Origin of the sequence: Pseudoxanthomonas dokdonensis (genome assembly GCF_001431405.1) — a bacterium.
Classification (GTDB): Bacteria; Pseudomonadota; Gammaproteobacteria; order Xanthomonadales; family Xanthomonadaceae; genus Pseudoxanthomonas_A; species Pseudoxanthomonas_A dokdonensis.
Genome location: NZ_LDJL01000005.1, coordinates 44,469 through 68,675, shown reverse-complemented (window position 1 = coordinate 68,675; position 24,207 = coordinate 44,469). Strand labels below are relative to the sequence as shown.

21 protein-coding genes are annotated in these 24,207 nt (G+C 64.5%); 4 read left to right on the top strand and 17 right to left on the bottom strand.

Annotation, left to right across the window (positions count from 1 at the left end):
• The first annotated feature begins 118 nt into the window (after positions 1-118).
• Positions 119-1,210, top strand: a complete 1,092-nt coding sequence (locus ABB29_RS05450; protein WP_057657603.1) for an alkene reductase — start codon at positions 119-121, stop codon at positions 1,208-1,210.
• 192 nt (positions 1,211-1,402) lie between these two features.
• Here the strand turns inward: ABB29_RS05450 and ABB29_RS05445 are convergent, their stop codons facing one another.
• The 4 genes from ABB29_RS05445 to ABB29_RS05430 all read right to left on the bottom strand — a co-directional run bounded on the left by ABB29_RS05445 (position 1,403) and on the right by ABB29_RS05430 (position 9,182).
• Positions 1,403-2,080: a hypothetical protein gene (locus ABB29_RS05445; protein ID WP_157062513.1), complete on the bottom strand. Its 678-nt coding sequence runs from the start codon at positions 2,078-2,080 to the stop codon at positions 1,403-1,405.
• Positions 2,081-2,234: 154 nt separating this feature from the next.
• Complete coding sequence (locus ABB29_RS05440) at positions 2,235-2,501, bottom strand: hypothetical protein (protein WP_057657602.1); 267 nt, start codon at positions 2,499-2,501, stop codon at positions 2,235-2,237.
• A 211-nt stretch (positions 2,502-2,712) separates the two neighbouring features.
• Positions 2,713-3,084, bottom strand: coding sequence for a YciI family protein (locus ABB29_RS05435; protein WP_057657601.1), 372 nt, complete (start codon positions 3,082-3,084; stop codon positions 2,713-2,715).
• A gap of 188 nt (positions 3,085-3,272) precedes the next feature.
• Positions 3,273-9,182: a fibronectin type III domain-containing protein gene (locus ABB29_RS05430; protein WP_057657600.1), complete on the bottom strand. Its 5,910-nt coding sequence runs from the start codon at positions 9,180-9,182 to the stop codon at positions 3,273-3,275.
• A 420-nt stretch (positions 9,183-9,602) separates the two neighbouring features.
• Between ABB29_RS05430 and ABB29_RS05425 the strand changes: the two genes are divergently transcribed.
• Positions 9,603-10,061 (top strand): DUF4126 family protein, encoded by a 459-nt coding sequence (locus ABB29_RS05425; protein ID WP_057657599.1) that lies wholly within the window; start codon positions 9,603-9,605, stop codon positions 10,059-10,061.
• Positions 10,062-10,134: 73 nt separating this feature from the next.
• Here ABB29_RS05425 and ABB29_RS05420 read toward each other — a convergent pair whose 3' ends face one another.
• From ABB29_RS05420 to cyoA, 13 genes are all read right to left on the bottom strand, one after another.
• Complete coding sequence (locus tag ABB29_RS05420; RefSeq protein WP_057657776.1) at positions 10,135-11,439, bottom strand: arsenic transporter; 1,305 nt, start codon at positions 11,437-11,439, stop codon at positions 10,135-10,137.
• Between the two features lie 18 nt (positions 11,440-11,457).
• The gene (gene arsH, locus ABB29_RS05415) at positions 11,458-12,183 is read right to left on the bottom strand and encodes an arsenical resistance protein ArsH (protein WP_057657598.1); all 726 of its coding nucleotides are present in this window, start codon (positions 12,181-12,183) and stop codon (positions 11,458-11,460) included.
• Positions 12,180-12,593, bottom strand: a complete 414-nt coding sequence (arsC, locus tag ABB29_RS05410) for an arsenate reductase (glutaredoxin) (protein ID WP_083487515.1) — start codon at positions 12,591-12,593, stop codon at positions 12,180-12,182. The genes arsH and arsC overlap by 4 nt, the downstream gene beginning before the upstream one ends.
• Before the next feature lie 132 nt (positions 12,594-12,725).
• Positions 12,726-13,073: an ArsR/SmtB family transcription factor gene (locus ABB29_RS05405; RefSeq protein WP_057657596.1), complete on the bottom strand. Its 348-nt coding sequence runs from the start codon at positions 13,071-13,073 to the stop codon at positions 12,726-12,728.
• Between the two features lie 294 nt (positions 13,074-13,367).
• The gene (locus ABB29_RS05400) at positions 13,368-14,978 is read right to left on the bottom strand and encodes an MFS transporter (protein WP_057657595.1); all 1,611 of its coding nucleotides are present in this window, start codon (positions 14,976-14,978) and stop codon (positions 13,368-13,370) included.
• A gap of 150 nt (positions 14,979-15,128) precedes the next feature.
• On the bottom strand, positions 15,129-15,428 hold the full coding sequence (locus ABB29_RS05395; protein WP_057657594.1) for a DUF3861 domain-containing protein: 300 nt from the start codon (positions 15,426-15,428) through the stop codon (positions 15,129-15,131).
• 127 nt (positions 15,429-15,555) lie between these two features.
• A complete protein-coding gene (locus ABB29_RS05390) occupies positions 15,556-16,092 on the bottom strand; it encodes a response regulator transcription factor (RefSeq protein WP_057657593.1) in 537 nt (178 codons plus the stop codon).
• Complete coding sequence (locus tag ABB29_RS05385; RefSeq protein ID WP_057657775.1) at positions 16,085-17,368, bottom strand: ATP-binding protein; 1,284 nt, start codon at positions 17,366-17,368, stop codon at positions 16,085-16,087. The genes ABB29_RS05390 and ABB29_RS05385 overlap by 8 nt, the downstream gene beginning before the upstream one ends.
• Before the next feature lie 34 nt (positions 17,369-17,402).
• Positions 17,403-18,176: an SURF1 family protein gene (locus ABB29_RS05380; protein WP_057657592.1), complete on the bottom strand. Its 774-nt coding sequence runs from the start codon at positions 18,174-18,176 to the stop codon at positions 17,403-17,405.
• Positions 18,173-18,589 carry a cytochrome o ubiquinol oxidase subunit IV gene (gene cyoD, locus ABB29_RS05375; protein ID WP_057657591.1) on the bottom strand — a complete coding sequence of 139 codons (417 nt, stop codon included), beginning with the start codon at positions 18,587-18,589 and terminating at the stop codon, positions 18,173-18,175. Before cyoD ends, ABB29_RS05380 begins: the two co-directional genes overlap by 4 nt.
• Positions 18,586-19,197: a cytochrome o ubiquinol oxidase subunit III gene (gene cyoC / locus ABB29_RS05370; protein ID WP_057657590.1), complete on the bottom strand. Its 612-nt coding sequence runs from the start codon at positions 19,195-19,197 to the stop codon at positions 18,586-18,588. Before cyoC ends, cyoD begins: the two co-directional genes overlap by 4 nt.
• Positions 19,198-19,207: 10 nt before the next feature.
• Positions 19,208-21,187: a cytochrome o ubiquinol oxidase subunit I gene (cyoB, locus tag ABB29_RS05365; protein WP_211260691.1), complete on the bottom strand. Its 1,980-nt coding sequence runs from the start codon at positions 21,185-21,187 to the stop codon at positions 19,208-19,210.
• Between the two features lie 70 nt (positions 21,188-21,257).
• Complete coding sequence (gene cyoA / locus ABB29_RS05360; protein WP_057657588.1) at positions 21,258-22,319, bottom strand: ubiquinol oxidase subunit II; 1,062 nt, start codon at positions 22,317-22,319, stop codon at positions 21,258-21,260.
• Between the two features lie 161 nt (positions 22,320-22,480).
• Here cyoA and ABB29_RS05355 point away from each other — a divergent pair, with 161 nt between their 5' ends.
• Positions 22,481-23,785 carry an MFS transporter gene (locus tag ABB29_RS05355; protein ID WP_245622540.1) on the top strand — a complete coding sequence of 435 codons (1,305 nt, stop codon included), beginning with the start codon at positions 22,481-22,483 and terminating at the stop codon, positions 23,783-23,785.
• Positions 23,786-23,890: 105 nt separating this feature from the next.
• On the top strand, positions 23,891-24,184 hold the full coding sequence (locus tag ABB29_RS05350) for a hypothetical protein (RefSeq protein WP_057657586.1): 294 nt from the start codon (positions 23,891-23,893) through the stop codon (positions 24,182-24,184).
• The last annotated feature ends 23 nt before the right edge of the window (positions 24,185-24,207 follow it).

The following is a 24,207-nucleotide window of genomic DNA, read 5'->3' as shown; positions in this document are numbered from 1 at the left end:
ATCAAACCATTGACATCAATGATGACGGTCATCATCATTGCGCAAACGCGGAAGCATGCACTAGTTCCTGCCCGCTGCTGCTCGCCGCTTCCCTTCCCCACTTCCCCCCGGAGATGACATGACCGACGCCACGCTTTTCCAGCCCTATTCGCTCGGCCCGTTAACCCTGGCCAACCGTATTGTCATGGCGCCGTTGACGCGCAATCGCGCCGGTGCCGGCCTGGTCCCCAGCGAACTCGCCCCTACCTACTACGCGCAGCGCGCTTCGGCCGGGCTGATCATCAGCGAAGCAACCCAGGTCTCGGCACAGGCCCAGGGCTACCAGGACACCCCCGGTATCTACACCCAGCAGCAGATCGACGGCTGGCGCCAGGTCACCGATGCCGTCCACCAGCGCGGCGGCCGCATCTTTGCCCAGCTGTGGCATGTCGGCCGCATCTCCCATGTCGATCTGCTTGGCGGCGCCGCGCCGGTAGCGCCATCGGCGATTCGCGCGCAGACCAAGACCTTCGTCAACAATGCATTTGTTGATGTGTCCGAGCCGCGTGCCCTGGGTATCGAAGAGCTGCCGGGCATTGTCGATGACTTCCGGCAGGCCGCCGCCAACGCCATCGCCGCCGGCTTCGATGGCGTCGAACTGCATGGCGCCAACGGCTATCTGCTGGAACAGTTCATCAAGGATGGCGCCAACCAGCGCAGCGACGCTTACGGCGGTTCGATCGAAAACCGTGCACGGCTGCTGCTGGAGGCGACCGCGGCGGTGGCGGCTGAAATCGGCGCCGACCGTACCGGTGTACGCATCTCGCCGGTATCCCCAGCCAATGGCATCACCTGCAGCGATCCGCAGCCGCAGTACGACCATATCGTTGAACAGCTGGACGCGCTCGGCATCGTCTACCTGCACGTAGTCGAAGGCGCCACCGGTGGTCCACGCGATGTCGCGCCGTTCGACTTCGATGGCCTGCGCCGCCGTTTCAGCCGCACCTACATCGCCAACAATGGCTATGACCTGCCACTGGCCAATGCCCGGCTTGCCGAAGGCAAAACCGATCTGGTTGCGTTTGGCCGTCCCTTCATCGCCAATCCGGATCTGGTCGAACGCCTGCAGACCGGCGCGCCGCTGGCCGAGCTCAACCCGGCCACCTTGTATGGCGGTGGTGCCGAAGGCTATATCGATTACCCCGCTTTGGACGCTGACAGCAAGCAGTAAGACGCAGGCAAACGCACTTCATCGCTGGCTGCCTGCTGCAAAGCTGTTATGGCCAGGCGGCCAGGCATTTGCTGGCAGTCAGTCTACTTGAATGCTCGATGTCATGGCCTTGGGGCCGGCCCGCGCAACGCGCGGGTCAGTTGTTACGTCCGCCCAGCGCTTGCATGTCGACCGCTCATTCAACCGGGCCCTTCACTGGCTGGCGTGGCGTGTATCCTGCGCGCTGCTGCTATGCGAGGTAGTGTGAGATCCGGCGAATTCCGGAAAGGTATCTGCTATCGACGCCTTCTCCGGAAGGATGTAAAACACCCCGCCGCGCTTGAACGCGGAACTGACGACCTGCTCATAGAACGTGGGCGACACGTTGATGCAGCCGTGGGTGATGCGGTTGTCATCCGGCGAAGGCGATGCAAGGCGTTCGGGGCGCTTCTCGGATGGCACGCCGGTTGCTGTCGGATGGATGGAGACTGCCGAGTCGTAATCCACCCATAGCACCCGCCCCGCGTCGATGGAGGGACCATAACCGCCCACGTAGCGACCCGCAGGCGTCGTTCGGTCGCGGCCCGGAATCTCGCGAAGCGCAAGGCCAGCGACGCCGGGGGCGGAATGGTCGCCGATGGCAGAACCCAGAAGTGCCGGTGCCGCACCGCGAAGCCGACCGTCGCCGCCAAACACCAGCACTTGCGCGGCGGTCTTGTCGATGACGGCGAAGGGGTAACCTTCGCTGTCGTTGCTGGCGACGACCCAGCCTGCCAGCTCAATCACGGTTTCGGACACTTTCTGGTCTGGCGGCAACTCGTCGATGGAGGTGGGCGATTGCGCCACAGCATTGCCGGCGTGGGCCACGCCGACGCTCAGCATCAATGCCATGGCCAGCTTGGCACGGCAGGTTCGCATGGCAGGGAACAGAAGCGTACGGATGGGAAAGCTCCTTGGAACGAGACGGCATCTCAAAGGAACCCAGTGGCCGGCATCGGCCACCGGTCCTTCAGCCGAAGATTTCTCAGTACATGCTCAGCGGCGGTTACCCACGTGGCTGGCGACCAGGGGATCCTTCCAGCTGCTGCACGCGGCCTTCAATCTGATCCAGACGCTGGTTTGCCTGCTGGGCGGACTGGTTGGCGGATTCGGCGCTCTGCGCCGCGCCCTGCACTTGCGTGTCGAGCCGATCGAGACGCGTGTTGATGGTCGCGAACTCGTCGTCATAGGTGGCACAGGAACTCAGGCCTGCGGCGGCGATGGCCACGGCAAGCATGCGGGTCATTGTCAGATGTTGTCTGGTCAGCAGCATGGGACGTTCTCCTTGGTCAGGGGCATCTGAATATAGCGGCCTTTTCGCCGTAGTCACAATTCAGTTTCAGCTGTCATTACAGGATGTGGATGGAGCGTGAAGAATGGCGAATGATGTCAACGGGAATTTCACTTTTGGCGTGATCCGTCGCTACTGCCTCAAGAGATACGACACCCTGCCCCCGCTCGGACATGCCCCCTGCCATCGCTGCTCAATCGCCGAGATAGAAATCCAGCGGTACCAGTTCGACAGTCCAGCCGGCCTCTTCACCGATCATCGCCGCCGGATGCATGGCGGCTATGCGCAGGGCTTCGTCTTCGTTGTCGGCCTCGATGATGAAAAGCCCACCGATGACCTCCTTGGTCTCTGTGTACGGGCCATCGGTGATCCGGGGCTTGCCGCCAGTCGGTCGCAGGGTCTTCCAGCGTTCCAGATCGCCCAGTGACGCCGACACCAGCAGCTTGCCGGTGGCATTCATCTTTTCATCCAGCGCCGGACATTGGCTGACCAGTGCACTGACCTCATCGGCGCTCATCGCTGCGAACTTTTCCGGGGTGAAGTAAGCCAGGCCCAGGTATTTCATCGCTCATCCTGTCGGTTGCGGTGGTGGGAATGAAGAGTAGACGCTGGCGAGAGGTGGCAATCGACAATCATCGGCATGACGAGGATCGCCAGGCATGGCTGCTTGCCGGCAACGGTCGCCCAGCGGCGGCCTTCGCATGGTGCCGGAAAAAAAAGCCCGGCGCGTGGCCGGGCTTTTGCGTTGACAGGTCAGTGGCCGCGCGACTGTCGCCGGCAGGCGCCGCCGCGGCAATCCTCGCCGGATCCCGGTTCCGCCGAAGCACTGTTGCCCTGCCCGGCCGTGCTGACCGGTGCGGCCTGCCCGCCGTAGCTCAGACGCAGACCGACGCTGTTGGCCTCACTGGAATGGCGTGCCTGCTCATGTCCCAGCAGCAGCGACAGCACCCAGCCGCGATGCAGTTCCATGTCGATGCCGGCGGACAGCGACAGTGCATCGTCGTTATAGCTGGACATGCGTAGCAGGTAGTCACCGCTGCGTGGCGCCACGACATAGTTGATGGCAGCGGTGCCGCGGTCCTGCAAGGCTTGACGGTATTCGACGCTCCAGAACGGGCGCATCCGGCCCTGCTGCCCAGACAACCAGCTGCCTTCAATACCGAGAGCGGCCGTGCTGTTCTCCACGGTCTGTTCGCGGTATGCGAGGTCGTACAGATCAAGACCCCGCTCGCGGTAGCCGTCCAGGGTGGTACGACTGGTATCCAGCCGTCCGTAACCGGTGAGGCTCAACCGCGGGCCGCGCAACTCGTAACCCATGGACACCGAGGCGAACCACTGGTCACCGTCGCGGTTGGCCCGCCCCAGTGCTTCGGCATCATCGCTCCAACGCCGCAGATCGAAGTCCAGTTGGCCGGCACCGGAGACCGCATCGACAAACAGGTGGTCCCCTGCACGCCACAGGCCGTACAACGCAATCGAACGTTGCTCGGCCTGCATCCGCGAGGCGTTGTTGCCATCCAGCTGGCTGTTGTTGCTGGCCAGGCTGCCTGCGATACCGAACAGCAGGCTGTCACCGACGATGCGGTCAAAGCCCAGGGTAATGCCGTCGGTATCGAAGTCATAGCTGTTGCCACGGCCACTGCCGCCAAAGCTGGCGGTACCTGACAGCCATCCGCCCCAGCCCTGCGGCAACGCAGGCCACAGCGTGTTGGCGGCCTGCCCCACCGGCATCGAAACGCCCTGCGCTTGATCGCCACCGGCATACGCCAGGGTCAGGTTGCTGGAAGTGGCATTGCTGCCGCCACGCACCTGGCGCAGGCGATCGCGGATGTTGGATTGCTGGGTCGTGGCAAAGCGCACGCTGGCATCGACCTGTGCCTGCAGCAAGCCCGTCACGCCCGGGTCACGCGTCGGGTCCGGACGCTCGACAACGGTCAACTGCAATTCGATGCTGGCGGCGGTGAAGTTACCCGCGGCGGCCTGGGTCGCGGTGATGACGGTAGTACCGGCACCGGCCAGAGTGACGGTCCGGCCCTCGACGCTGGCCACGTCCGGATCACTGCTGCTGAAGCTGAAGCTGCCCGGACTGTTGCTTTCCGGCTCATCAAGTTCGAATGCCGGCTGGCCCAGCAGCTTGGACAGCTGGGCAGGCCAGCGCAGCTCGGGGGTCGCGGCTGCGATGTCGACATCAAGTCTTGCCTGCGCGGCCGGTTCGAAATTCGCATCACCGGCCTGATCGGCGACCAGACTGCAACGGCCAGCGGCGCGCATCGCGACGCTACTGCCACTGACACTGCACACTGCAGGCGTGAGGCTGGCAAACACGATTGAACTGCCTGATCCGCCACCTTGGGCGCTGACCTCGAAGCTGGCATCGGCCGCATAGACCGGCGCCGACGGATTGGCGATGAAACCGCTGATCACCTGGCTGGCGCGCTCGATCACCAGCACCAGCACTTGTTGCGCGCTGAAGCCATTGGCGTCCTTGACTTCAATGGTCAGCTGGTGGCGGCCGGCTTCACTGGCGCTGCCAGACAACCTGCCATTGACCTCCAACGACAGGCCACGCGGCAGCGTGCCGGCGACTATCGCGAAAGCATACGGCGCGCTGCCACCGCTGGCGGTGAGTACCTGTTCGGTGTTATCACCCGAATGCAGCTCCGGCAGGGACAGGTCGAGTGTGATTTCGGGCGCCGCCACCGTCAGCGTGTACGCCTGTTGCACGCTGAACGGGCCGATGCCGGTACTGCTGTCGGTGGCTTTGACGGTGAACGCGAAACTGCCATCCACGGTCGGGGTGCCGGACAGCAGCCCGGTGTCGGCGAGTTTCAGGCCATTGGGCAACGCGCCTGCGGCCAGCGCGAAGGTGTAGTGACCGCTGCCTCCGTCGACGACGAACTGATGGCGATAATCACTGCCAGCCAGGGTTGCCGGCGGTGCGGTCGCATCCAGCGTCAGCGTGGCTGCTTGCACCGTGACCGACACGGTCGCCGGTGCGGTGGTGGTGTATGCGTCACTGGCGGTGTAGCTGAAACTGTCGCTACCGGCATAACCGGCGGCGGGCTGGTAGCTGATACTGGTGCCGCTGATGGTGGTGCTGCCATGGCTTGGTGCGCTGGTCACGGTCACCGCGCTCGCGGTACCGGTGATGTCCAGGCTGACCGGCACCGCGGCTGATCCATAAGCCACCGAGATGGCGCTGTCGTTGGCCAGTAACTGCGGAGCCGGCGACATTGGAGCCGACCACGCAGACGCACTGCCGGAACCGGCGCTGTTGCTGGCGACCACGCTGAAGCGGTAGTCGGTGCCTGCGTCCAGGCCGGTCACCGTCAGCGGGCTGCCATCGCCGCTGACACTGATGCCACCCGGACTGGAGCTAACCGTGTAATCGGTGATCGGCGCCCCGCCGCCGAACGCTGGTGCGTTGAAGCTGACTTCAATCGAACCGGCACCCACCACGCGGGTGCTGCCGATAACCGGAGCGCCCGGCACTACTGCATTGATTGCGAATGAACGGCTGATCTGGATCGCCGGCCGGACATGAGCGTCGCCGGGCTGGTCGGCGTTGACCGTGCAGCTGCCAACGCCCAGCGTCTCCAGCACGCCGGCACTGCTGACGCTGCACACTGCAGGCGTGGTGGTGCTGAAGACCACTGGCAAACCCGAATCGCTGCTGGCAACCAGGCTCGGCGTGCTGCCGAAATCCTGCGGGCCGGGATTGTCGAAGGTGATGGTCTGGCCGGATGCCGGGGTGACGGTGTTGGATGCAGTGGAAGCCGGACCGGTGCCGGCGACATTGCTGGCGGTCACGCTGAAACTGTAGGCCTGGCCGTTGCTCAGTCCGCTGACGATGATCGGCGAACTCGAGCCATTTACCGGAGCGACGTCGGCGGGGCTGACCGTGACCGTGTAACCGGTGATGGCGCTGCCACCGTTGTCGCTGGGCACGCTGAACGCGACGGCCACCTGGGCATCGCCGGCCGTGGCAACCACCGAACCCGGTGCCCCGGGCTGCACCGGATTGACGCTGAACGTCCGGCTGACCCGGGTGGCTGGCAAATAGCCGTTGTCACCGGCCTGATCGGCATGGATGGTGCAGTTGCCGGCGGCAACCAGGGTCAGCGCGCCACCACTGGTGATGGTGCAGACGCCGGTAGTGGCCGAAGAGAACGATACCGTCAATCCGGAGTCGGTACTGGCGGTCAGCGTCGGCGTGGTGCCAAAGTTCTGCGCACCGGGATTATTGAAGGTGATGGTCTGTGCCGCGGCGGGCGTCACCGTGTTGCTCGCCAGTGAGGCCGCGCCAGTGCCGGCACTGTTGGTCGCGGTCACTGTAAAGGTATAAGCCATGCCGTTGTCCAGGCCGGGCACGGTAATCGGCGAACCGGCACTGCTGGCGACGCCACCAGCGGGATTGGAGGTCACGGTATAGCCGGTGATGCCGGCCCCGCCATTGGAGGCCGGTGCGCTGAAGGTCAGCGTGGCCTGGCCGTCGCCTGCAGTCGCGGTACCAATCACCGGAGCCCCCGGCACTACCGCGGCCACGGCGAAGGTCTGCTGCACGTCGCTGGCCGGCAGTCTCGCCGCATCACCTGGCTGCGAGGCCACGATCGTACAACTGCCCGCACTGACCAGTGTCAGCACCCCGCCACTGGTCGTGGTGCAGACCGTTGTGGTCGAGGAGGTGAAGGAAACCGGTAGGCCCGCGTCCGAGCTTGCGACCAATGCTGGCGTGCTACCGAAAAGCTGGGTACCCGGATTGTCGAAGGTCAGCACCTGGCTGGCCTTCGGGGTGACCGGATTCGATGCCGCCGATGCCGCGCTGGTGCCGACCGCATTGCTGGCAGTCACGCTGAAGGTGTATGCGATGCCATTGCTCAGTCCGCTCACGCTGATCGGCGAGGCACTGCCCTGCGCGGCAATCCCGCCAGGACTGGAGGTCACTGTGTAAACGGTCACGGCGGAGCCACCATCATTGGCCGGCGCGGTGAAGGACACTTGCGCTTGCCCGTTGCCAGCGGTCGCGCTGCCGATCTGCGGTGCACCTGGCGCGGTCGGCACATTGACCAGGTGTACGCCACCGCTGCCGAATGCCGCTGGCGGACCGTTGCCTGCGATGTCAGTGACATCGCTGCCGCTGTTGAGGTTGAGCCTCAGACTACCCTGCCCGTTGACGCCGCTGACGGTGATGTCCGCGGTGCTGCCACCGGTGATGGTGATGCCGCTGATCGACGCCGAGGCAGTGCCGGTGGCCGTCAGGGAAAAATCATCGACCGAAAGATGGGAGACCGGTTCGCTGAAGTTGGCGTTGTAGGTCAGCGTGGTATCGGCAGCGCTCGCCGAGCCGGATGGTGTTATCGCCAGCACCGAAGGCAGCCGAAGATCGACCACCGCATTGCTGGTGTCGGCCACGGTGGTGGTGTTGCCGGCGTTGTCACTGGCAGCCACGCTGATATTGCGATTGGAAGCTTCGATGCTGCCCGGCGCCAGCGTGTAAGTCGCCGTCCACACGCCACCGCTGTTGCTGGCTGCGACAGCGGCAGCGCCACCGAACTGGCTGAAGTCGACGTTGACCGCTGCGATCACGTCGTTGTTGCTGTCGCCACTGGCCGTGTTGTTCCAGGTCGCGGTCACGGTGTCGCCAATCCGGTATCCGCCGCCGGTGCCGCTGCCCCCGGAAATACTGATCCTCGCATCGCTCACTACCGGCGCGATGTTGTCGACCGCCACATTGCTGGTGTCGGCCACGGTGGTAGGGCCGTTGGCGTTGTACGCGGTGACCGCGACATTGCGACCGATCGCATCGATGCTGCCGGCCGTCAGTGTGTATCGGGCCGTCCATATGCCCCCCGCGTTGGAGGCGGCCACGGCCGTGCCACCGCCGAACTGGCTGAAGTCAACGGTAACGCCGCTGACGTTGTTGTCCAGGCCAATGTTGTCGGCCGATGTACTGTTGTCCCAGGTCGCAGTCACCGTGTCGCCGATCCGGTAACTGCCGCCGGTGCCGGTGGCGCCGGAAATGCCGATGAAGCCGTCACTGACCCGCGGCGGCAGCGGCGACACCGCATCATCGATGAAGATATCGTTGATCGAATGCGCACTGCTGCTCTGGTCGTGCAACCAGCCACCGGCCGAGATGTAGAGAACCACCCGGTCCACATTCTGGAACGCGGTCCCCAGTGGAATCGTCCGTGGCACGAAATTGGGGTCGTAGATGTCCAGGCTGGTACTTGCCACCAGTGCGCCGTGGCGGTAGCCGGCAATGGTGATGGTGGTGCTCTCGGTCTCGCCCCAGTTGTAGTAGCGGAACGACGTCAGCTTGAAGGCGCTACCGTCTGCGGAACGGATCGCCATGCCCTTGGGGCCATTCTCGGAATCGTAGGTCAACGCCGAATATGACGGATCATTGCTGTACAACCAGCTGTTGTCACGCCAATCGATCACGCCGATGCTGTTGCCTGTCGTATCGAAGGTGTTGACTATCTGGATTTCCCTGCCGGGGATATCGACCGAGCCACCATCGCCATCCGAGGCGATGCCATCCCCCAGGCCTGCCGCACTGCTGAAGTGCAGCACCGTCGGCGCGGCATGTACGACCGACGCGCATGCGAGCGCCGTCAGCAGGGCCAGCGCCCGCAGCGCCATCAGAATCCTGTTGCTCATTTCCAACCGCTTCCCCTTCCGGTGCCGGCGGCGGACTGCCATCGGCATTACTTGTCATGTCGTGCCCGGCACCAGCCGCGAGACCGCGAACAAACGGCTCCGCCCGGGTGGCACCATCCCGCCCGATGTCGTTGATTCAAACCTGCAATGGGCACCGCTGCTGCATCACTCCCCCCGATGCAAGACCCGTGCCTGGGCTGGCGGACGGCACTCAAGCCGTCCATATCGGCAATCGCCGCGCAACCTTTAGTCACCCCGTTACAAGTATAGCCGGCAGCGTCGTTGCCGATGGCATTCCTGCAACGACCATGCATTCGGCGTTGATCGACAACCGACGCCAAGCCGGTAAGCGGGCCTTGCCATCATGTTGACGTTGGCCGGTATAGCCTGGATCAGGCCTTCCCCACCTGGAGCAAACGCATGGCATTGCTGCATTCGATCCTGATGGGTGCCGTCGCCGGCATGCGTGCGCTGACGCCACTGGCCGCGGTCAGCCAGGCCGCGTGCAGCGGCAGGCTGCCAGCCGACAACGGTGCGCCGCGCTTGCTGCGCAACCACCAGCTTGTCCGCGTGGCGATGTTGACACTGGCCGGCGGCGAGTTGCTCGGAGACAAGATGAAGGCCGCGCCCAACCGCATCGCCAGCGCCGGTCTGCTGGCGCGTGCTGCCAGCGGCTCGATGGCCGGCGCCGCGCTCGCCCCGCGGCAATCTCGCCACATCGGCGCCCTGCTTGGCGCCGGCTCCGCGATTGCCGCGGCGTATCTGTCGTTCCACCTGCGCAGGCGGGCGCTCGAACACTTTGGCCAGGCCAGCGCCGGGGTGGTCGAGGATGCCATCGCGGTCGGCAGCGCGGCGCTGATCGCCTCGCGCCAACGCTGAGGCATGTGGCTGACGGCGCCGGCCTGCAGCGCGGTTCAGGCCGTGGCCAACCTCATCGGTTCGGCTGCGACCATCATCGCGACAGCGGCAGCCAGATCCAGAGCGCGATGAGCGTGATCAACAGGACCGGAGGCGTCAGCATCAGTCCCACCTTCATGTACTGGCCCCACGTGATCCGCTGCCCCTTGCCGGCAAGGACATGCAGCCACAAGAGGGTGGCAAGTGAGCCGATGGGGGTAAGTTTCGGGCCCAGGTCATTGCCCACCACATTGGCGTAGATCATCAGTTCGCGGGTGGCGGCGGGAACACTGGCGCCGTCGATGGCAAGCGCGCCCACCAACGTTGCCGGCATGTTGTTCATGATCGAAGCCAGGGTCGCCACCGCCAGGCCAGTACCGAGCGTGGCGACAAAAGTGCCCTGCGCTGCCAACCACTCAAGACCGGCACTTGCCACCTCGGTCAGCCATGCATTACCGAGCCCGTAGACCACCAGATACATGCCGACCGAAAACAACACGATCTGCCAGGGCGCGCCGCGCAGGATCCTGCCCACGGCCACGGTGGCGCCGCGGCCACCGGTCGTCCATCGGCCGGCAATCGCCATCAGCAGCAGCGCCGCCGCACCCGTTACCACCGCAATGGGAACGCCGAGCGGCCCGGTAACGAAATAAGCAACAAGCAGCAATCCGAGAAGCGGCAGGGCGGCGCGGAACACCGCAGGGTCGCGTATCGCATCACGTGGCAGTTCCAGATCATCGACCGGGTAGCTGCGGGGAATGTCGCGGTGGAACCATACCCGCAGCACGATCAGCGTTGCCGCGACCGAGACCAGGTTCACCGGCACCATGACCGCGGCGTAGCGTCCGAACGACACATCGAAGAAGTTCGCGGTGACGATGTTGACCAGATTCGAGACGACAAGCGGCAGGCTTGCGGTATCGGCGATGAAACCGCAGGCCATGGTGAATGCCAGCGCGGCGGCGGGCGGGAAGTTCAAGCGCAGCAGAATGGCCAGAACGATCGGCGTCAGCAGAAGAGCCGCGCCGTCATTGGCGAACAATGCCGCGATCGCAGCGCCCAGCAGGATGATCAGCGGAAACAGCTTGCGACCATTGCCGCCGCCCCAGCGGGCCACGTGCAATGCGGCCCATTCGAAGAACCCGGCTGCATCGAGGATAAGCGAGATGATGATGAGTGCGACGAACGTGAAGGTCGCATCCCAGACAATCGCCCACACCGTGCCGACATCATTCCAACCGACCACGCCGGTAGCCAAAGCGACTGCGGCGCCAGCGAGTGCCGACCAGCCTATGCCGAGCCCGCGCGGCTGCCAGATGACAAAAACCAGGGTAACGATGAAAATCGCAAGGGCAAGCATGCAGCGTTCCGACAACGGTTAGATCGAGCGCTGGTTCACGCGCTTGGACAGTTCCTGGGCACTCTCGACACGCTCGGAGTAGCGATCGGTCAGGTAGGCCGCGCGGCCACGGACCAGCCAGGTGAACTTGACCAGCTCCTCGCAGACATCGACAAGCCGCTGGTAGTACGCCGACGGCTTCATGAGGCCGGCCTCATCGAACTCCTGGAATGCCTTCGCCACGGACGACTGGTTGGGGATCGTGAGCATCCGCATCCAGCGGCCGAGTACCCGCAACTGGTTGACCGCGTTGAAGCTCTGCGAACCGCCGCAAACCTGCATGACAGCCAGGGTCTTGCCTTGTGTCGGACGCTTGGCGCCGTCGGCGAGAGGTATCCAGTCGATCTGCGCCTTCATGATCCCGGTCATGGCGCCGTGGCGTTCCGGGCTGACCCAGACCATGCCTTCCGACCAGTATGCGAGTTCGCGCAGCTCGGTCACCTTCGGGTGATCGGCAGCGGCTCCGTCGGGAAGTGGCAAGTCATGCGGATCGAATATCCGTACCTCGCAGCCATACCAGCGCAGCAGCCGGCCGGCCTCCTCTGCCAGCAGCCGGGAATAGGAACGCTGCCGCAGCGAACCATACAGAATGAGCAACCGCGGCGGATGCTTCGGCTCGCCCGGCGCAGCCAGTGCGTCGACGTCGATTGCGGCAAGTTGCGTTGGTTCGACGCCCGGCAGGTCCGCGGCAATGCGATCGATCACTTCGGCGCTCCGGCTGCCGTCACCGTCTCGCCGTCTTCCTTGGTGAAGGACGACACCGGGTTGTCCAGCAGCGCGAGCACCTTCTCCGAAGGCCGGCACAGCGCCACGCCGCGTTCGGAAACCACGATGGGACGGTTGATGAGGATTGGGTAGGCAATCATCGCGTCCACCAGTTGCTCATCGCTGAGCGCGGGATTGTCCAGGCCCAGCTCCGCGTAGGGGGTTCCCTTCTGGCGCAGCAGTTCGCGCGGCGCGATCGCCATCGCGGCGATCAGCTCGACCAGTTCCGCGCGCGTCGGTGGGGTCTGCAGGTACTCGATGACCTCCGGGTCTTCGCCGGACTGGCGCATCATCTGCAACGTGTTACGGGACGTGCCGCAGGCCGGGTTATGATAAATCGTCAGCGTCATGATGATCTCCTCAGGCCGCGTCGGGACGCGACGATGAGCGGCCTTGCAACCGTCCGATTTCGTTCACATGCGCCTGCCGGAAGGCTGCGCGTTGCCACATGTCGCCGCGGGTTTCGCGGCTGGGATCCGGGTTCATGCACAGGTCTCCGCGCTACAGGGATTTACCAGGTCGAAGAGGGTTCCGCAGATTTCCGGCTTGCCGGAGCAGCAGTCCTCGGTGAGAAACGCAAGAAGCTGGCGCATGTCCTCGTAGCTTGCGGCGTACAGCACGCGCCGTCCGTCGCGCCAGCAGCGCAGCAGGCTCGCGCGCTCCAGGGTCGCAAGATGGAAGCTCATGCGCGTTGGCGGAATCGCCAGTGCTTCTGCGATTTCGCCCGAGGCCATGCCTTCGGGCCCGGCCCGGACCAGCATCCGGAACGCGGCGAGGCGGTCGCCGTGAGCGAGAGCCGACAGCGCGGAGACGGCGGAATCATCATTCATTGGCTGACTATACAACTATCCTTGTAGAATGCAATTGTCGTATGCAAACGCACCGCCGATGCCACTCGCCAGTGCGATCGTCAGGATCGCCGCATGGAACTGTTTGACGCTACCGATCAGAGACTCGCACCGAGCAACCATGTCGTTACCCTGCTCTGTCGTTGCGGTCACCGCTCTGGCGGTGGCGAGCGCTCATCACCTGTATCAAGCGGCGGTGGCAGCACGGATCCGGCTGCTGCGCACCCAAGAGCTTTGAAGGTCAACCGGGTGAGCCCGCCATCGCTGAGGCAGCGTTCAGCCCGACAACGCGCGCTGGATATCCTCCAGCCGATGGCCGCGGGTTTCTATGCCGCTGCGTGCCAGCATCACCCCCGATACCGCCATCGGCAGCGCAATCAGCAGCGCCGACATCGCCAGATGATTGAAGAAACCGAACAACGCCAGCCCGGCGCCAAGAATGCCGCCGAACTTGGAAGCCGCGGCAACAACGCCCGAACCGGTGGCGCGCAGGTGCACCGGGTAGATCTCAGCGGCATACGGAATCAGCATTGCGATGACGCCGCTGACGCTGACCAGCAGTGCGGCGGTGGTGATGACGGTGGCGGTCACCGATTGCAGCTGCATCCACCCCATCAGTGCGAATGCCAGCAACGACAACGTGCTCAATGCAATGAACAGCACCAGTGCCTTGAAGCTGCTCCAGTAGTGGTACAGCCACACCACCACTGTGATGCCCGGCAGCGCCAGGATGGCCGAGCGCGCCAGCAGTGCGCTGGCGGCCCTGGGGTCGACGCCCAGTTCAACCAGATTGGTTGGCAACCACAGCAGGAAGCCGAAGTTGGCCAGCCCCCATGCGACCCCGCAGACCAGCAGGCCCCAGCTGATGCTGGCATGGCGCCCACGCAGCAACTGGCGCATGCCGGCAATCGGGTGCTGTTCGTCGACTTCGATCTGATCGAGCGGCGCGCTGGCGTCGTCCTCGATGGCATGGCCGGAATCACCGGAGAACCGGCGCAGTACCTGGCGTGCCTGGTTTTCCAGCCCGGCATTGGACAGGAAACGCGGTGATTCGGGAATCCAGCGATTGAGGAAGATGATCAGCGCACCGGTCGGCAGCCCCAGCAGCCACAACACCCGCCAGCTGAACATCGGCTCCAGGATCGCCGCCGCCCCCGACGCCAGCAGGTAGCCAACCGAGGTGCCGATACCGCCCAGCGCCACCAGCAACCAGCCTCGGTGCGCGGCGGGCACGGTTTCAGCCATCAAGGTGAAGGCGATCGGCAGCAGCCCGCCGGCCGAGGCACCCATCAGGAAACACATCGCCAGGTTCCATTCGAACGTGGGCATGGCGCCACAGATGGCAGTGCCCATGAACATCAGCGCCGACAGCAGGATCGCCGCACGGCGCCCAATCAAATCGCCAAGCCGTCCCCACAACACCGAACCGACGGTGGTGCCGGTCAGCGCGAACAGCGCCAGCAGGCTGGCCTTGGACTGGCCAATTGCGTACTCCGAACGCATGCCCGGCATGACGAAACCCAGCGTGGCCGGCTTCATCACGTCGACCGCCAACGCGATGATCAGCACCACCACCAGCGTCCAGTGTTCGCGGTTGAGCGGCACGCCGTCGGCAATATGGAAGAAGCGTGCATCGCGGGCACCCTGCGCGGTCTGCCGCATCTGTTGCAGGCGCGGCATCAGTCCGTACATCGACAAGGCCAGACCCAGCGGAATCAGCGCCATGCCGATCCACATGCCGGTACTCATCGGCATGCCGACCATCTGCCAGTGGGTGTAACGACCCATCATGAACATCGGCACGTGTGCCAGCACCCCGGCCGCGACCAGCAGGCAGCCGAGCCAGAATGCAATCGGGTGATGGAACGAAATGCTGCTTGTGCGCATGAGGGTCGAACGCAATAAAAGGGGTGCCGCCGGCACCATCAATGAAAAAGATGGTCGCGAAGGCAACGCAGATTGAGTCGGTTGTCGAGCGCTGTCAATGTAAATTTCGACCGGCCACGTCACCGGTGCCACGGGCTGACCGCTACCGGATCAGGGCGGCGACGGACGGCTCTTCAACTTCTTCATGAAAGCGCCCAAATGCGGGGCCAAGTCGGCGAACAGTTCGTCCTTGCGATGTTCCAGCAGCACTTCACTGAACAACTTCAGGCCCACCGCGAAGGCGGTGGCGGTCTGCGGTTCGAACAGCTGCTTGCCAAGGACTTTGGCGACCACCTGCTGGATGTCATCGTGGTTGCGGGCTTCGAAAACCAGCGGCGAGGCATCATCAAGGGCGTGCCCGCTGGCATCACGCAGATGCTCGACCGTGATCCGGTACAGGTGTTGTTTCATTGTCTGCTGCCGTGAAGATGTGGTGGCTGCCGCACATATGCCGCATCGGCAGCCGATGATGGCGCCCTGCCCGTTTGCCACCGCAACGTGTACGCGCCGGCGGCAGCGGCCGTGGCCATGGGCTTGCCTACTTGATCCGGCGCTTCTCCAGCTTGCGCGCCAGCGTACGGCGATGCAGGCCGAGCCGGCGGGCGGCTTCGGAAATATTGAAGTCGCTGGCGGCCAGTGCTTCGTGGATGTGTTCCCACTCCAGCGTCTTGATCGAGGTGGTGCGGTGGGTCAGCTCGACCTCGGCATCGCCGCCGGTGCGCTTGAACGCGGCCTCGATGTCGTCGGTGTTGGAGGGCTTGGCCAGGTAATGGCGGGCGCCGAGTTTGATCGCCTCGACCGCGGTGGCGATGCTGGCATAGCCGGTCAGCACCACGATGATCAGATCCGGGTCGAAATCATGCAGGTGTTGCACGCAGGCCAGGCCGGAGACATCGCCACTGAGTTTGAGGTCGACCACCGCGTGGGTCGGGTTGAATTCCTCCAGCAGCGCCGCCAGGCCGGCATCGCCCGGCAGGTGCCGGACCGCGTAACCGCGGCGTTCGAACGAACGGCTCAGGGTCCGGGCAAAGGCGGCATCGTCTTCGATGATCAGCAGCCGGCGTTCATCACTCATCGTCGGGTTCCTCCAATGCGATGGCCGCCAGCGGCAGGCTCAGGGTCACCACCGCGCCGCCGCCAGGCCGGTTGCGCGCGTGCAGGCTGCCACCCAGCGTACGCGCGACGTTGACCGACAGGAACAGCCCCAGTCCGCCACCGGCACGTCCCTTGCTGGAGTTGTAGGGCGTACCCAGCCGCTCCAGGATGTCGCTGGCAAAGCCGTCGCCGGCATCGCTGATATCCATCAGCAGTTGCCCGTCGCGGCAATCCACCTCCATGGCCAGCCAGTCCGGCGAGGCTTCCAGTGCGTTGTCCAGCACGTTGAACACCATCTGCCGCAGCCCGGTATCGGAGACGATGCGCGGATTCTCGTCGCAATCGCGCTGATAACGGAACTGGACCGGGCTGCGCGCCGCGCGCCATTGCCCGGCGATGTCATCAAGCAACGCGTGCAGGGTGGTTTCCACCGGTGCCTCGCCGCGGGTTTCGCCGGCCGCCAGCAGGATGTTGGTGACGATCGATTTGCAGCGGGCGACCTGCGCCTGCATCTCGACCACGTCATGGTACAGCTCGCCTTCCGAACTGACCGTCGGCAGATGCTGCCAGTCGCCGAGGATCACCGACAGCGTCGACAACGGCGTGCCCAGCTCGTGCGCGGCGCCGGAGGCCAGCAGGCCGATGCGGACGATGTGCTCTTCTTCAGCAGCGCGTTGCCGCCATTCGGCCAGCCGCGCATCGCGCTCGCGCAGGATCCGGCCGATGCGGGTGATGAACACCACCAGCAGCGCGGCCACCAGCAGGAAACAGATCAACAGGCCCTGGACGTAATGATCGGCCAGGCCGTCGCCGGGCACCGCGTCCAGTTCGATCGGGGTTGGCAGCAACGCCAGCGCGGTGACACAGGCACCGGCGGCGGCGGCGACGATCCAGCTCCACGGCGACGGCAGCAGGACCGTGCCCAGCACCACCTGCAGCAGGAACAGGAACACGAACGGATTGGTGATGCCGCCGCTCAGGTACAGCTGGATGCTCAGCGAGGCCACGTCGACCAGCAGCCCGACCAGCAGCGCCACGTGCGAGACCCGCTTGCGCCGTTTGCACCAGAGCTGGCTGAACAGGTTGAACACCGCGAGCGCCGCCAGTACCGCCATCATCATGGCCAGTGGCAGCTGGATGTCCAGCACGTAGCGGACCATCAGGATGGTCAGCACCTGGCCGATGACCGCAATCCAGCGCAGCTGGATCAGCTGCTGCATGTTGCGCAGGCCGCTGTGGTCGCGTGACTGTTTCACTGCCGGGCGCTGACGCCCGGTGCCTGGATTGCGCTCATCTGGGCGGGTGGCCGCGTGCATGCCGGCCATGGTGCCGCAAACGCCGCTCCGACGCTAACAGATAGCCACCGGCGAGCAGGCTCAGCAGCGCCAGCGCGAACCAGGTCAGCGCGTACTGCAGATGGTGATCGCGGAACCTGACTACGGTCATGCCTGCGCGAGGCCATTGGCCGTCGAAGACCGGTGCGCTGGCATCGGCATCGACGAAGTAAGGCGCCACCTGCCCCGCCGGCAATCCGTAGGCAGCGGCGATGGCGGCGACATCGCGCGAGTACCAGCGGCCACTGGCCGGCCGGTTGCGACGCAGGAATCCACCGCCGGGTTCGCTGATCCGCAACAGGCCCTGCAGCTCGACCCGGCCGCTCGGTGGCGCTTCGCCAGCCTGCCCGGTGGGGACGAAGCCGCGGTTGATCAGTACGTAATCGCCGGCATCGGTCCGTAGCGGCAACAACTCCCAGCTGCCGCCACCCAGTTCGGTGACCGCCAGGGTGCGGGTGGCCGGCTGTTGCAGCCAATGGCCGGACAGGTGGACCCGACGGTATTCATCCCTTTGCGCAGTGATGCCAGCCCAGCGATCCCGGGCCGGCGCAGCGACGGCGGGCGCGTGGATGCGGGCATCGACGCGGGCGATCAGATCATGTTTCCAGGCCAACCGTTGCAGCTGCCAGACGCCCAGCGCGGTGAACCCGGCAAATGCCAGCAGCAGTGCGCTGGCGAACAGCGCCAGCAGCCCCCGGCGCCGCCCTCGCCGGGGCGCGCCCGCGGTCACGGCGTCGGGCTGGCCGGGCCGGTGCTGCCGGCACCACCGCCAAGCATGTCCTGCATATCGTGCATGCCCGGCATCATGTTGGCATTCATGTGGTGCATCACCCACATCGAACCGGTCAGCACGATGATCACCAGGACCACGGTGAAGATCAGCGCCAACGCATTCCAGCCGCCCTCCGACTTGGTGTTCATGTGCAGGAAGTAGACCATGTGCACGACTACCTGCACCGCGGCGAACAGCAGCAGCACGCCGGCAATCGCGGTCGAGCCGTGGACCACGTTGGTCATCACCAGGCCGAACGGGATGGCGGTCAGTACCACCGCCATCACGAAGCCGGTCAGGTATTCGCGCGCCGAGACATGCGGGATGCCGTCGTCGATGTGTTCGTCGTGATCGTGTTGGTGATGGTTCATGGCAGTACGCCCATCAGGTAGACAAAGGTAAACACGCCAATCCAGACCACGTCGAGGAAGTGCCAGAACAGCGACAGGCAGGCGACCCGGCGCATGTTGGCACGGGTCAGCCCACCGCGACCGACCTGCACGCACAGCACCAGCAGCCAGATCACGCCAAACAGCACGTGCAGGCCGTGGGTGCCGACCAGGGCGAAGAACGAGGACAGGAATGCGCTGCGCTGCGGTCCGGCACCGATATGGATCAGGTGATGGAACTCGTACATTTCGATCGACAGGAACGCCAGCCCGAGCACACCGGTCGCCAGCAGCCAGCCGATCACCGCCTGCTTGCGGCGCTTCTGCATCGCGATCATCGCAAAGCCATAGGTGATCGAGGACAGCAGCAGCACCGCGGTGTTGACCGCGATCAGCGGCAGCTCGAACAGATCCGCGCCCGACGGCCCGGCCGCGTAGCTGCGCCCCAGCACCGCATAGGTCGCGAACAGACAGGCGAAGATCATCAGATCGCTGAGCAGGTACAGCCAGAACCCGAACAGGGTGCCGTTCTGTGGGTGGTGCTGACCCTGCTGATCCAGGAACACCGGCTTGCCGTCGGCAAGCGTCATCGCAATCGGCTCAGACACGGGCAGCCTCCAGTTGTGCGGTGCGGGCCTGCTCGGTGGCGGCCACCTGCTCGGCCGGGATGTAGTACTCGCGGTCGTAGTCGAAGCTGTTGTAGATGGCGTAGGCGACGGTCGCCAGCAACGCCGCAATCACCAGCCACCAGACGTGCCAGATCAAACCGAAGCCACAGACCGTGCTGAACAGCGCCAGGATCACCCCTGCCCCGGTGTTGCGCGGCATGTGCACCGGCAGGAAGCCGCTGGTCGGGCGCTTGAAGCCGCGCTGTTTCATGTCCCACCAGGCGTCGGTGTCATGCACCACCGGGGTGAAGGCGAAGTTGTATTCCGGCGGCGGTGACGAGGTCGACCATTCCAGGGTACGGCCATCCCAGGGATCGCCAGTGACATCGCGCAGCTGCTCGCGGCGACGGAAGCTGATGTAGATGCAGAACAGGAACGCGCCGATGCCGATCGCCACCAGCACCGCACCAAAGGCGGCAATCTGGAACCAGATCTGCAACGACGGATCGTCGAAGTGGCTCATGCGCCGGGTCACGCCCATCAGCCCCAGCACGTACAGCGGGGTGAACGCGAACCAGTAGCCGGCCAGCCAGAACCAGAACGAGACCTTGCCCCAGAAGTCATCGAGCTTGAAGCCGAACGCCTTCGGGAACCAGTGAGTCATCGCCGCGAACAGGCCGAACACCACCCCGCCGATGATCACGTTGTGGAAGTGGGCGACCAGGAACAGGCTGTTGTGCAGCACGAAGTCGGCCGGCGGCACCGCCAGCAGCACCCCGGTCATGCCACCGACGACGAAGGTGATCATGAAGCCCATCGTCCACAGCATCGGCACTTCGAAGCGGATCCGGCCACGATACATGGTGAACAGCCAGTTGAAGATCTTGGCCCCGGTCGGGATCGAGATGATCATCGTGGTGATGCCGAAGAACGAGTTGACGCTGGCACCCGAGCCCATGGTGAAGAAGTGGTGCAGCCAGACCAGGTACGACAGCACGGTGATGCAGACGGTGGCGTAGACCATCGACGAGTAGCCGAACAGGCGCTTGCCGGAATAGGTCGAGACGATTTCCGAAAACACCCCGAACAGCGGCAGGATCAGGATGTAGACCTCCGGGTGGCCCCAGATCCAGATCAGGTTGACGTACATCATGGCGTTGCCGCCAAGATCGCTGGTGAAGAAATGAGTGCCGACGTAACGGTCCATCGCCAGCAGCGCCAGCACCGCGGTCAACACCGGGAACGACACCACGATCAGGATGTTGGTGCACAGCGAGGTCCAGGTGAACACCGGCATCTTCATCAGGCCCATGCCCGGTGCGCGCATCTTGATGATGGTCACCAGCAGGTTGACGCCCGACAGCAAGGTGCCTATGCCGGCTATCTGCAATGCCCATATGTAGTAGTCGACCCCGACCCCGGGACTGAACGCGCTGCCCGACAGCGGCGGGAACGCCAGCCAGCCGGTGGCGGCGAACTCACCGAAGAACAGCGAGATCATGACCAGCACCGCGCCAGCGGTGGTCATCCAGAAGCTGAAGTTGTTGAGGAACGGGAACGCCACGTCGCGGGCGCCGATCTGCAATGGCACCAGGTAGTTCATCAACCCGGTCACCAGCGGCATGGCGACGAAGAAGATCATGATCACGCCGTGGGCGGTGAAGATCTGGTCGTAATGGTGCGGCGGCAGGTAGCCGAGGTTGTCACCGAAGGCCATCGCCTGCTGCAGGCGCATCATCAATGCATCGGAGAAGCCGCGCAGCAGCATCACCAGGCCCAGCACCATGTACATGATGCCGATCTTCTTGTGATCGATGCTGGTGAACCATTCCTTCCACAGGTAGCCCCACAGCTTCTGCCGGGTGATCAGGGCGACCAGCGCCAGGCCACCGAGCATGGTGGCGATGAAGGTCACCGCGACGATCGGCTCGTGCAGCATCGGCACCGCGTCCAGGCTCATGCGGCCGAAGATCGGCGACGCCGGCGGATTGAAACTTTCAGGAGACATCGGCAGTTCCAGGGTAATCAGGTTATCGGCGCGCTTATGGCGCCTTCATGCCGCCAAGCAGCGACAGCGGTTTGGCGGATGCGGACGGATTGACTTCGCAGACGTCGGCCGACACATACGTGCCCAGGCGCGGGTCGCCCTTGCGCGGGGTGGCCAGCGAATCCAGGCCTTTCATGCCCAGTCCACCGGCGGCATCGATGGCCATCATCTGGTCCATGCACAGCCGTTCCATGTCCACGCAGCGGTTGAGGATGGCGTTGTACAGGCCGCTGTCGACGCTGGCATAGTGGTGCACCGGTTCGCGCTCGCTGGGCTTTTCCAGCTCCAGGTAGGCCTCGCGGCTCAACTGCTCCTGGCTGCCACGCACTTGTTCAATCCAGCGATCGAAGCCGGCTTCGGACACGCCGTGCAGCTTGAAGCGCATGTGCGAGAACCCGGCGCCGCTGTAGTTGGCGGAAAAACCGTCGTATTCACCTGGTGCGTTGATCACCGCGTTGAGCTGGGTTTCCATCCCCGGCATGCCGTAGATCATGCCGGCCAGCGCGGGCACGTAGAAGGTGTTCATCACCGACGAGGCGGTGATCTTGAAATGGACCGGGCGATCGACCGGGATGGCCAGCTCGTTGACCGACGCCACGCCCTGCTCCGGGTAGACGAACAGCCACTTCCAGTCCAGTGCGACCACCTGCACTTCCAGCGGCTTGACCTCCGCCGGTACCGGCCGGCCCTCGGAAATCCGGTCCAGCGGCCGGTACGGATCGAGCAGATGGGTGCTGATCCAGGTGATCGCGCCCAGCGCGATGATGATCAGCAGCGGCACGCCCCAGATCACCAGTTCCAGCTGGGTCGAGTGATCCCAGTCCGGGGTGTAGGTGGCGCTGCGGTTGCCGGCCCGGTAGCGCCAGGCGAACCACACGGTCAGGCCGATCACCGGCACGATGACCAGCAGCATCAGCAACGTCGCCACGACGATCAGGTTGCCTTGGCGCGCGGCGATGTCACCGGCCGGGTTGAGCACCAGCAGATTGCAGCCGGACAATAGACCTGCCGCGGGCAGCAGCACGGCGGATCGCAGGAGTCTGCTCAGGTTGGACATGATGGGGGAATTTGCATCCTGATTGATCCGGGTCAATGTAATCCGCCACGTCCGCCCGGACTATTGGACATTTTGTCCTATCGCAACCGTGGCCGGTCTCTGTCAGGCTTGGCTGGCAGATTCCCCCTCCCTTCGTTTCGCACCTACCGCAGATGGCTACCGTGACCGGCCCCACCGCATCCTCCCACGATCATGGCGTGCGCGCCCATGCCGACGTCGCCCCGGGCGAAATCGCCGTCGGTGTCGTCGTCGGCCGTGCCTCGGAGTACTTCGATTTCTTCGTCTACGGCATCGCCTCGGCGCTGGTGTTCCCGTCGGTGTTCTTCCCGTTCATGGACCGCCTGCACGGCACCCTGTACGCCTTCGCGATCTTCGCCCTGGCGTTCATCGCCCGGCCGCTGGGCACGGTGTTGTTCATGTCGATCCAGACCCGCTGGGGCCAGGGCGCGAAGCTGACGATTGCGCTGTTCCTGCTGGGTACCGCCACCGCCGGCATGGCATTCCTGCCCGGCTACGACAAGCTGGGCGTGTTCGCGATCGTGCTGCTGGCGTTTTTCCGCATCCTGCAGGGCATCGCGATGGGCGGCTCGTGGGATGGGTTGCCGTCGCTGCTGGCACTCAACACGCCCAAGGAACGCCGTGGCTGGTACTCGATGCTGGGCCAGTTGGGCGCGCCGGTCGGCTTCATCGTCGCCGCCAGCGTGTTCGCGTTCCTGTACGCCAACCTCAGCGAACAGGACCTGCTGAGCTGGGGCTGGCGTTATCCGTTCTTCGTTGCTTTCGCGATCAACGTGGTCGCGCTGTTCGCCCGCCTGCGACTGGTGGTCGCCGATGAATACCAGAGCAAGATGGGTGAACTGGAACTGGAGCCCACGCCAATTGGCGAACTGTTCCGGGTCAAGGGCCGGCACGTGGTGGTCGGTGCCTTCGCCGCCCTGGCCAGCTATGCGCTGTTCCACATCGTGACCATCTTCCCGCTGTCGTGGATCACGCTGTATTCGGATCAGTCGATCGTCGGCTTCCTCAGCGTGCAGATTCTCGGTGGCTTCATTGCCGCCGCCGGCATCGTCGCTTCCGGCATCATCGCCGACCGCGTCGGCCGCGCCCGTACCCTTGGCGGGCTGGCGGTCTGCATCGCCATGTTCAGCGGTTTCGCCCCGACCCTGATGGCCGGAGGCGCGACCGGTCAAAAGGCATTCATCCTGATTGGCTTCGCCCTGCTCGGCCTGTCCTACGGCCAGGCCGCCGGCGCGGTGACCGCCAACTTCGGCCGCCGTTACCGCTACACCGGCGCGGCGCTGACCGCCGACCTGGCCTGGCTGATTGGCGCGGCGTTCGCCCCATTGGTGGCGCTGGGGCTGTGCTCGCAGTTCGGACTGGCATGGCTCGGTGCCTATCTGCTGTCCGGCGCCATCGGCACGCTGGCCGCGCTGGGCATCAACCGGGCGATGAACTACAAGAGCTGAGCCGGCGCCGGCGCAGATCCGGCGACCGGCCGGGCCAACGCTTTCACCTGCTGTTGGCAGCGTGCCGACTAGCGTGATCGGCATCGTCCATCAGCCGGTCCTGAAATGATCGATCTCATCGGCTGGACGGCATCGGCCATCCTGCTGGCCACGCTGATCCGGCAAATCATCACCCAATCGCGCAGCGCCCAGGCCAATGGCGTGTCGCACTGGTTGTTCATCGGACAGGCCAGTGCATCGGTGCTGTTCGTGGTGTATTCGGTACTGCTCGAAAACTGGGTATTCACCGTTACCAACAGCTGCCTGCTGCTGACTGCCATCGCCGGCCAATGGCTGACACGGCACCGCCGCACAGCCGGCGCCGACCCGGCACGGGAAGGCGGAACAACAGCGGGATGAGCGAGATGGCGACACGCCTATCA

Excerpts from the sequence above, each read along its gene's own strand:
- ABB29_RS05450 (WP_057657603.1), top strand. The coding sequence starts at position 119 with ATGACCGACGCCACGCTTTTCCAGCCCTATTCGCTCGGCCCGTTAACC.
- ABB29_RS05445 (WP_157062513.1), bottom strand. The coding sequence starts at position 2,080 with ATGGCATTGATGCTGAGCGTCGGCGTGGCCCACGCCGGCAATGCTGTG.
- ABB29_RS05440 (WP_057657602.1), bottom strand. The coding sequence starts at position 2,501 with ATGCTGCTGACCAGACAACATCTGACAATGACCCGCATGCTTGCCGTG.
- ABB29_RS05435 (WP_057657601.1), bottom strand. The coding sequence starts at position 3,084 with ATGAAATACCTGGGCCTGGCTTACTTCACCCCGGAAAAGTTCGCAGCG.
- ABB29_RS05430 (WP_057657600.1), bottom strand. The coding sequence starts at position 9,182 with ATGAGCAACAGGATTCTGATGGCGCTGCGGGCGCTGGCCCTGCTGACG.
- ABB29_RS05425 (WP_057657599.1), top strand. The coding sequence starts at position 9,603 with ATGGCATTGCTGCATTCGATCCTGATGGGTGCCGTCGCCGGCATGCGT.
- ABB29_RS05420 (WP_057657776.1), bottom strand. The coding sequence starts at position 11,439 with ATGCTTGCCCTTGCGATTTTCATCGTTACCCTGGTTTTTGTCATCTGG.
- arsC (WP_083487515.1), bottom strand. The coding sequence starts at position 12,593 with ATGACGCTGACGATTTATCATAACCCGGCCTGCGGCACGTCCCGTAAC.
- ABB29_RS05405 (WP_057657596.1), bottom strand. The coding sequence starts at position 13,073 with ATGAATGATGATTCCGCCGTCTCCGCGCTGTCGGCTCTCGCTCACGGC.
- ABB29_RS05400 (WP_057657595.1), bottom strand. The coding sequence starts at position 14,978 with ATGCGCACAAGCAGCATTTCGTTCCATCACCCGATTGCATTCTGGCTC.
- ABB29_RS05395 (WP_057657594.1), bottom strand. The coding sequence starts at position 15,428 with ATGAAACAACACCTGTACCGGATCACGGTCGAGCATCTGCGTGATGCC.
- ABB29_RS05390 (WP_057657593.1), bottom strand. The coding sequence starts at position 16,092 with ATGAGTGATGAACGCCGGCTGCTGATCATCGAAGACGATGCCGCCTTT.
- cyoD (WP_057657591.1), bottom strand. The coding sequence starts at position 18,589 with ATGAACCATCACCAACACGATCACGACGAACACATCGACGACGGCATC.
- cyoC (WP_057657590.1), bottom strand. The coding sequence starts at position 19,197 with ATGACGCTTGCCGACGGCAAGCCGGTGTTCCTGGATCAGCAGGGTCAG.
- cyoA (WP_057657588.1), bottom strand. The coding sequence starts at position 22,319 with ATGTCCAACCTGAGCAGACTCCTGCGATCCGCCGTGCTGCTGCCCGCG.
- ABB29_RS05350 (WP_057657586.1), top strand. The coding sequence starts at position 23,891 with ATGATCGATCTCATCGGCTGGACGGCATCGGCCATCCTGCTGGCCACG.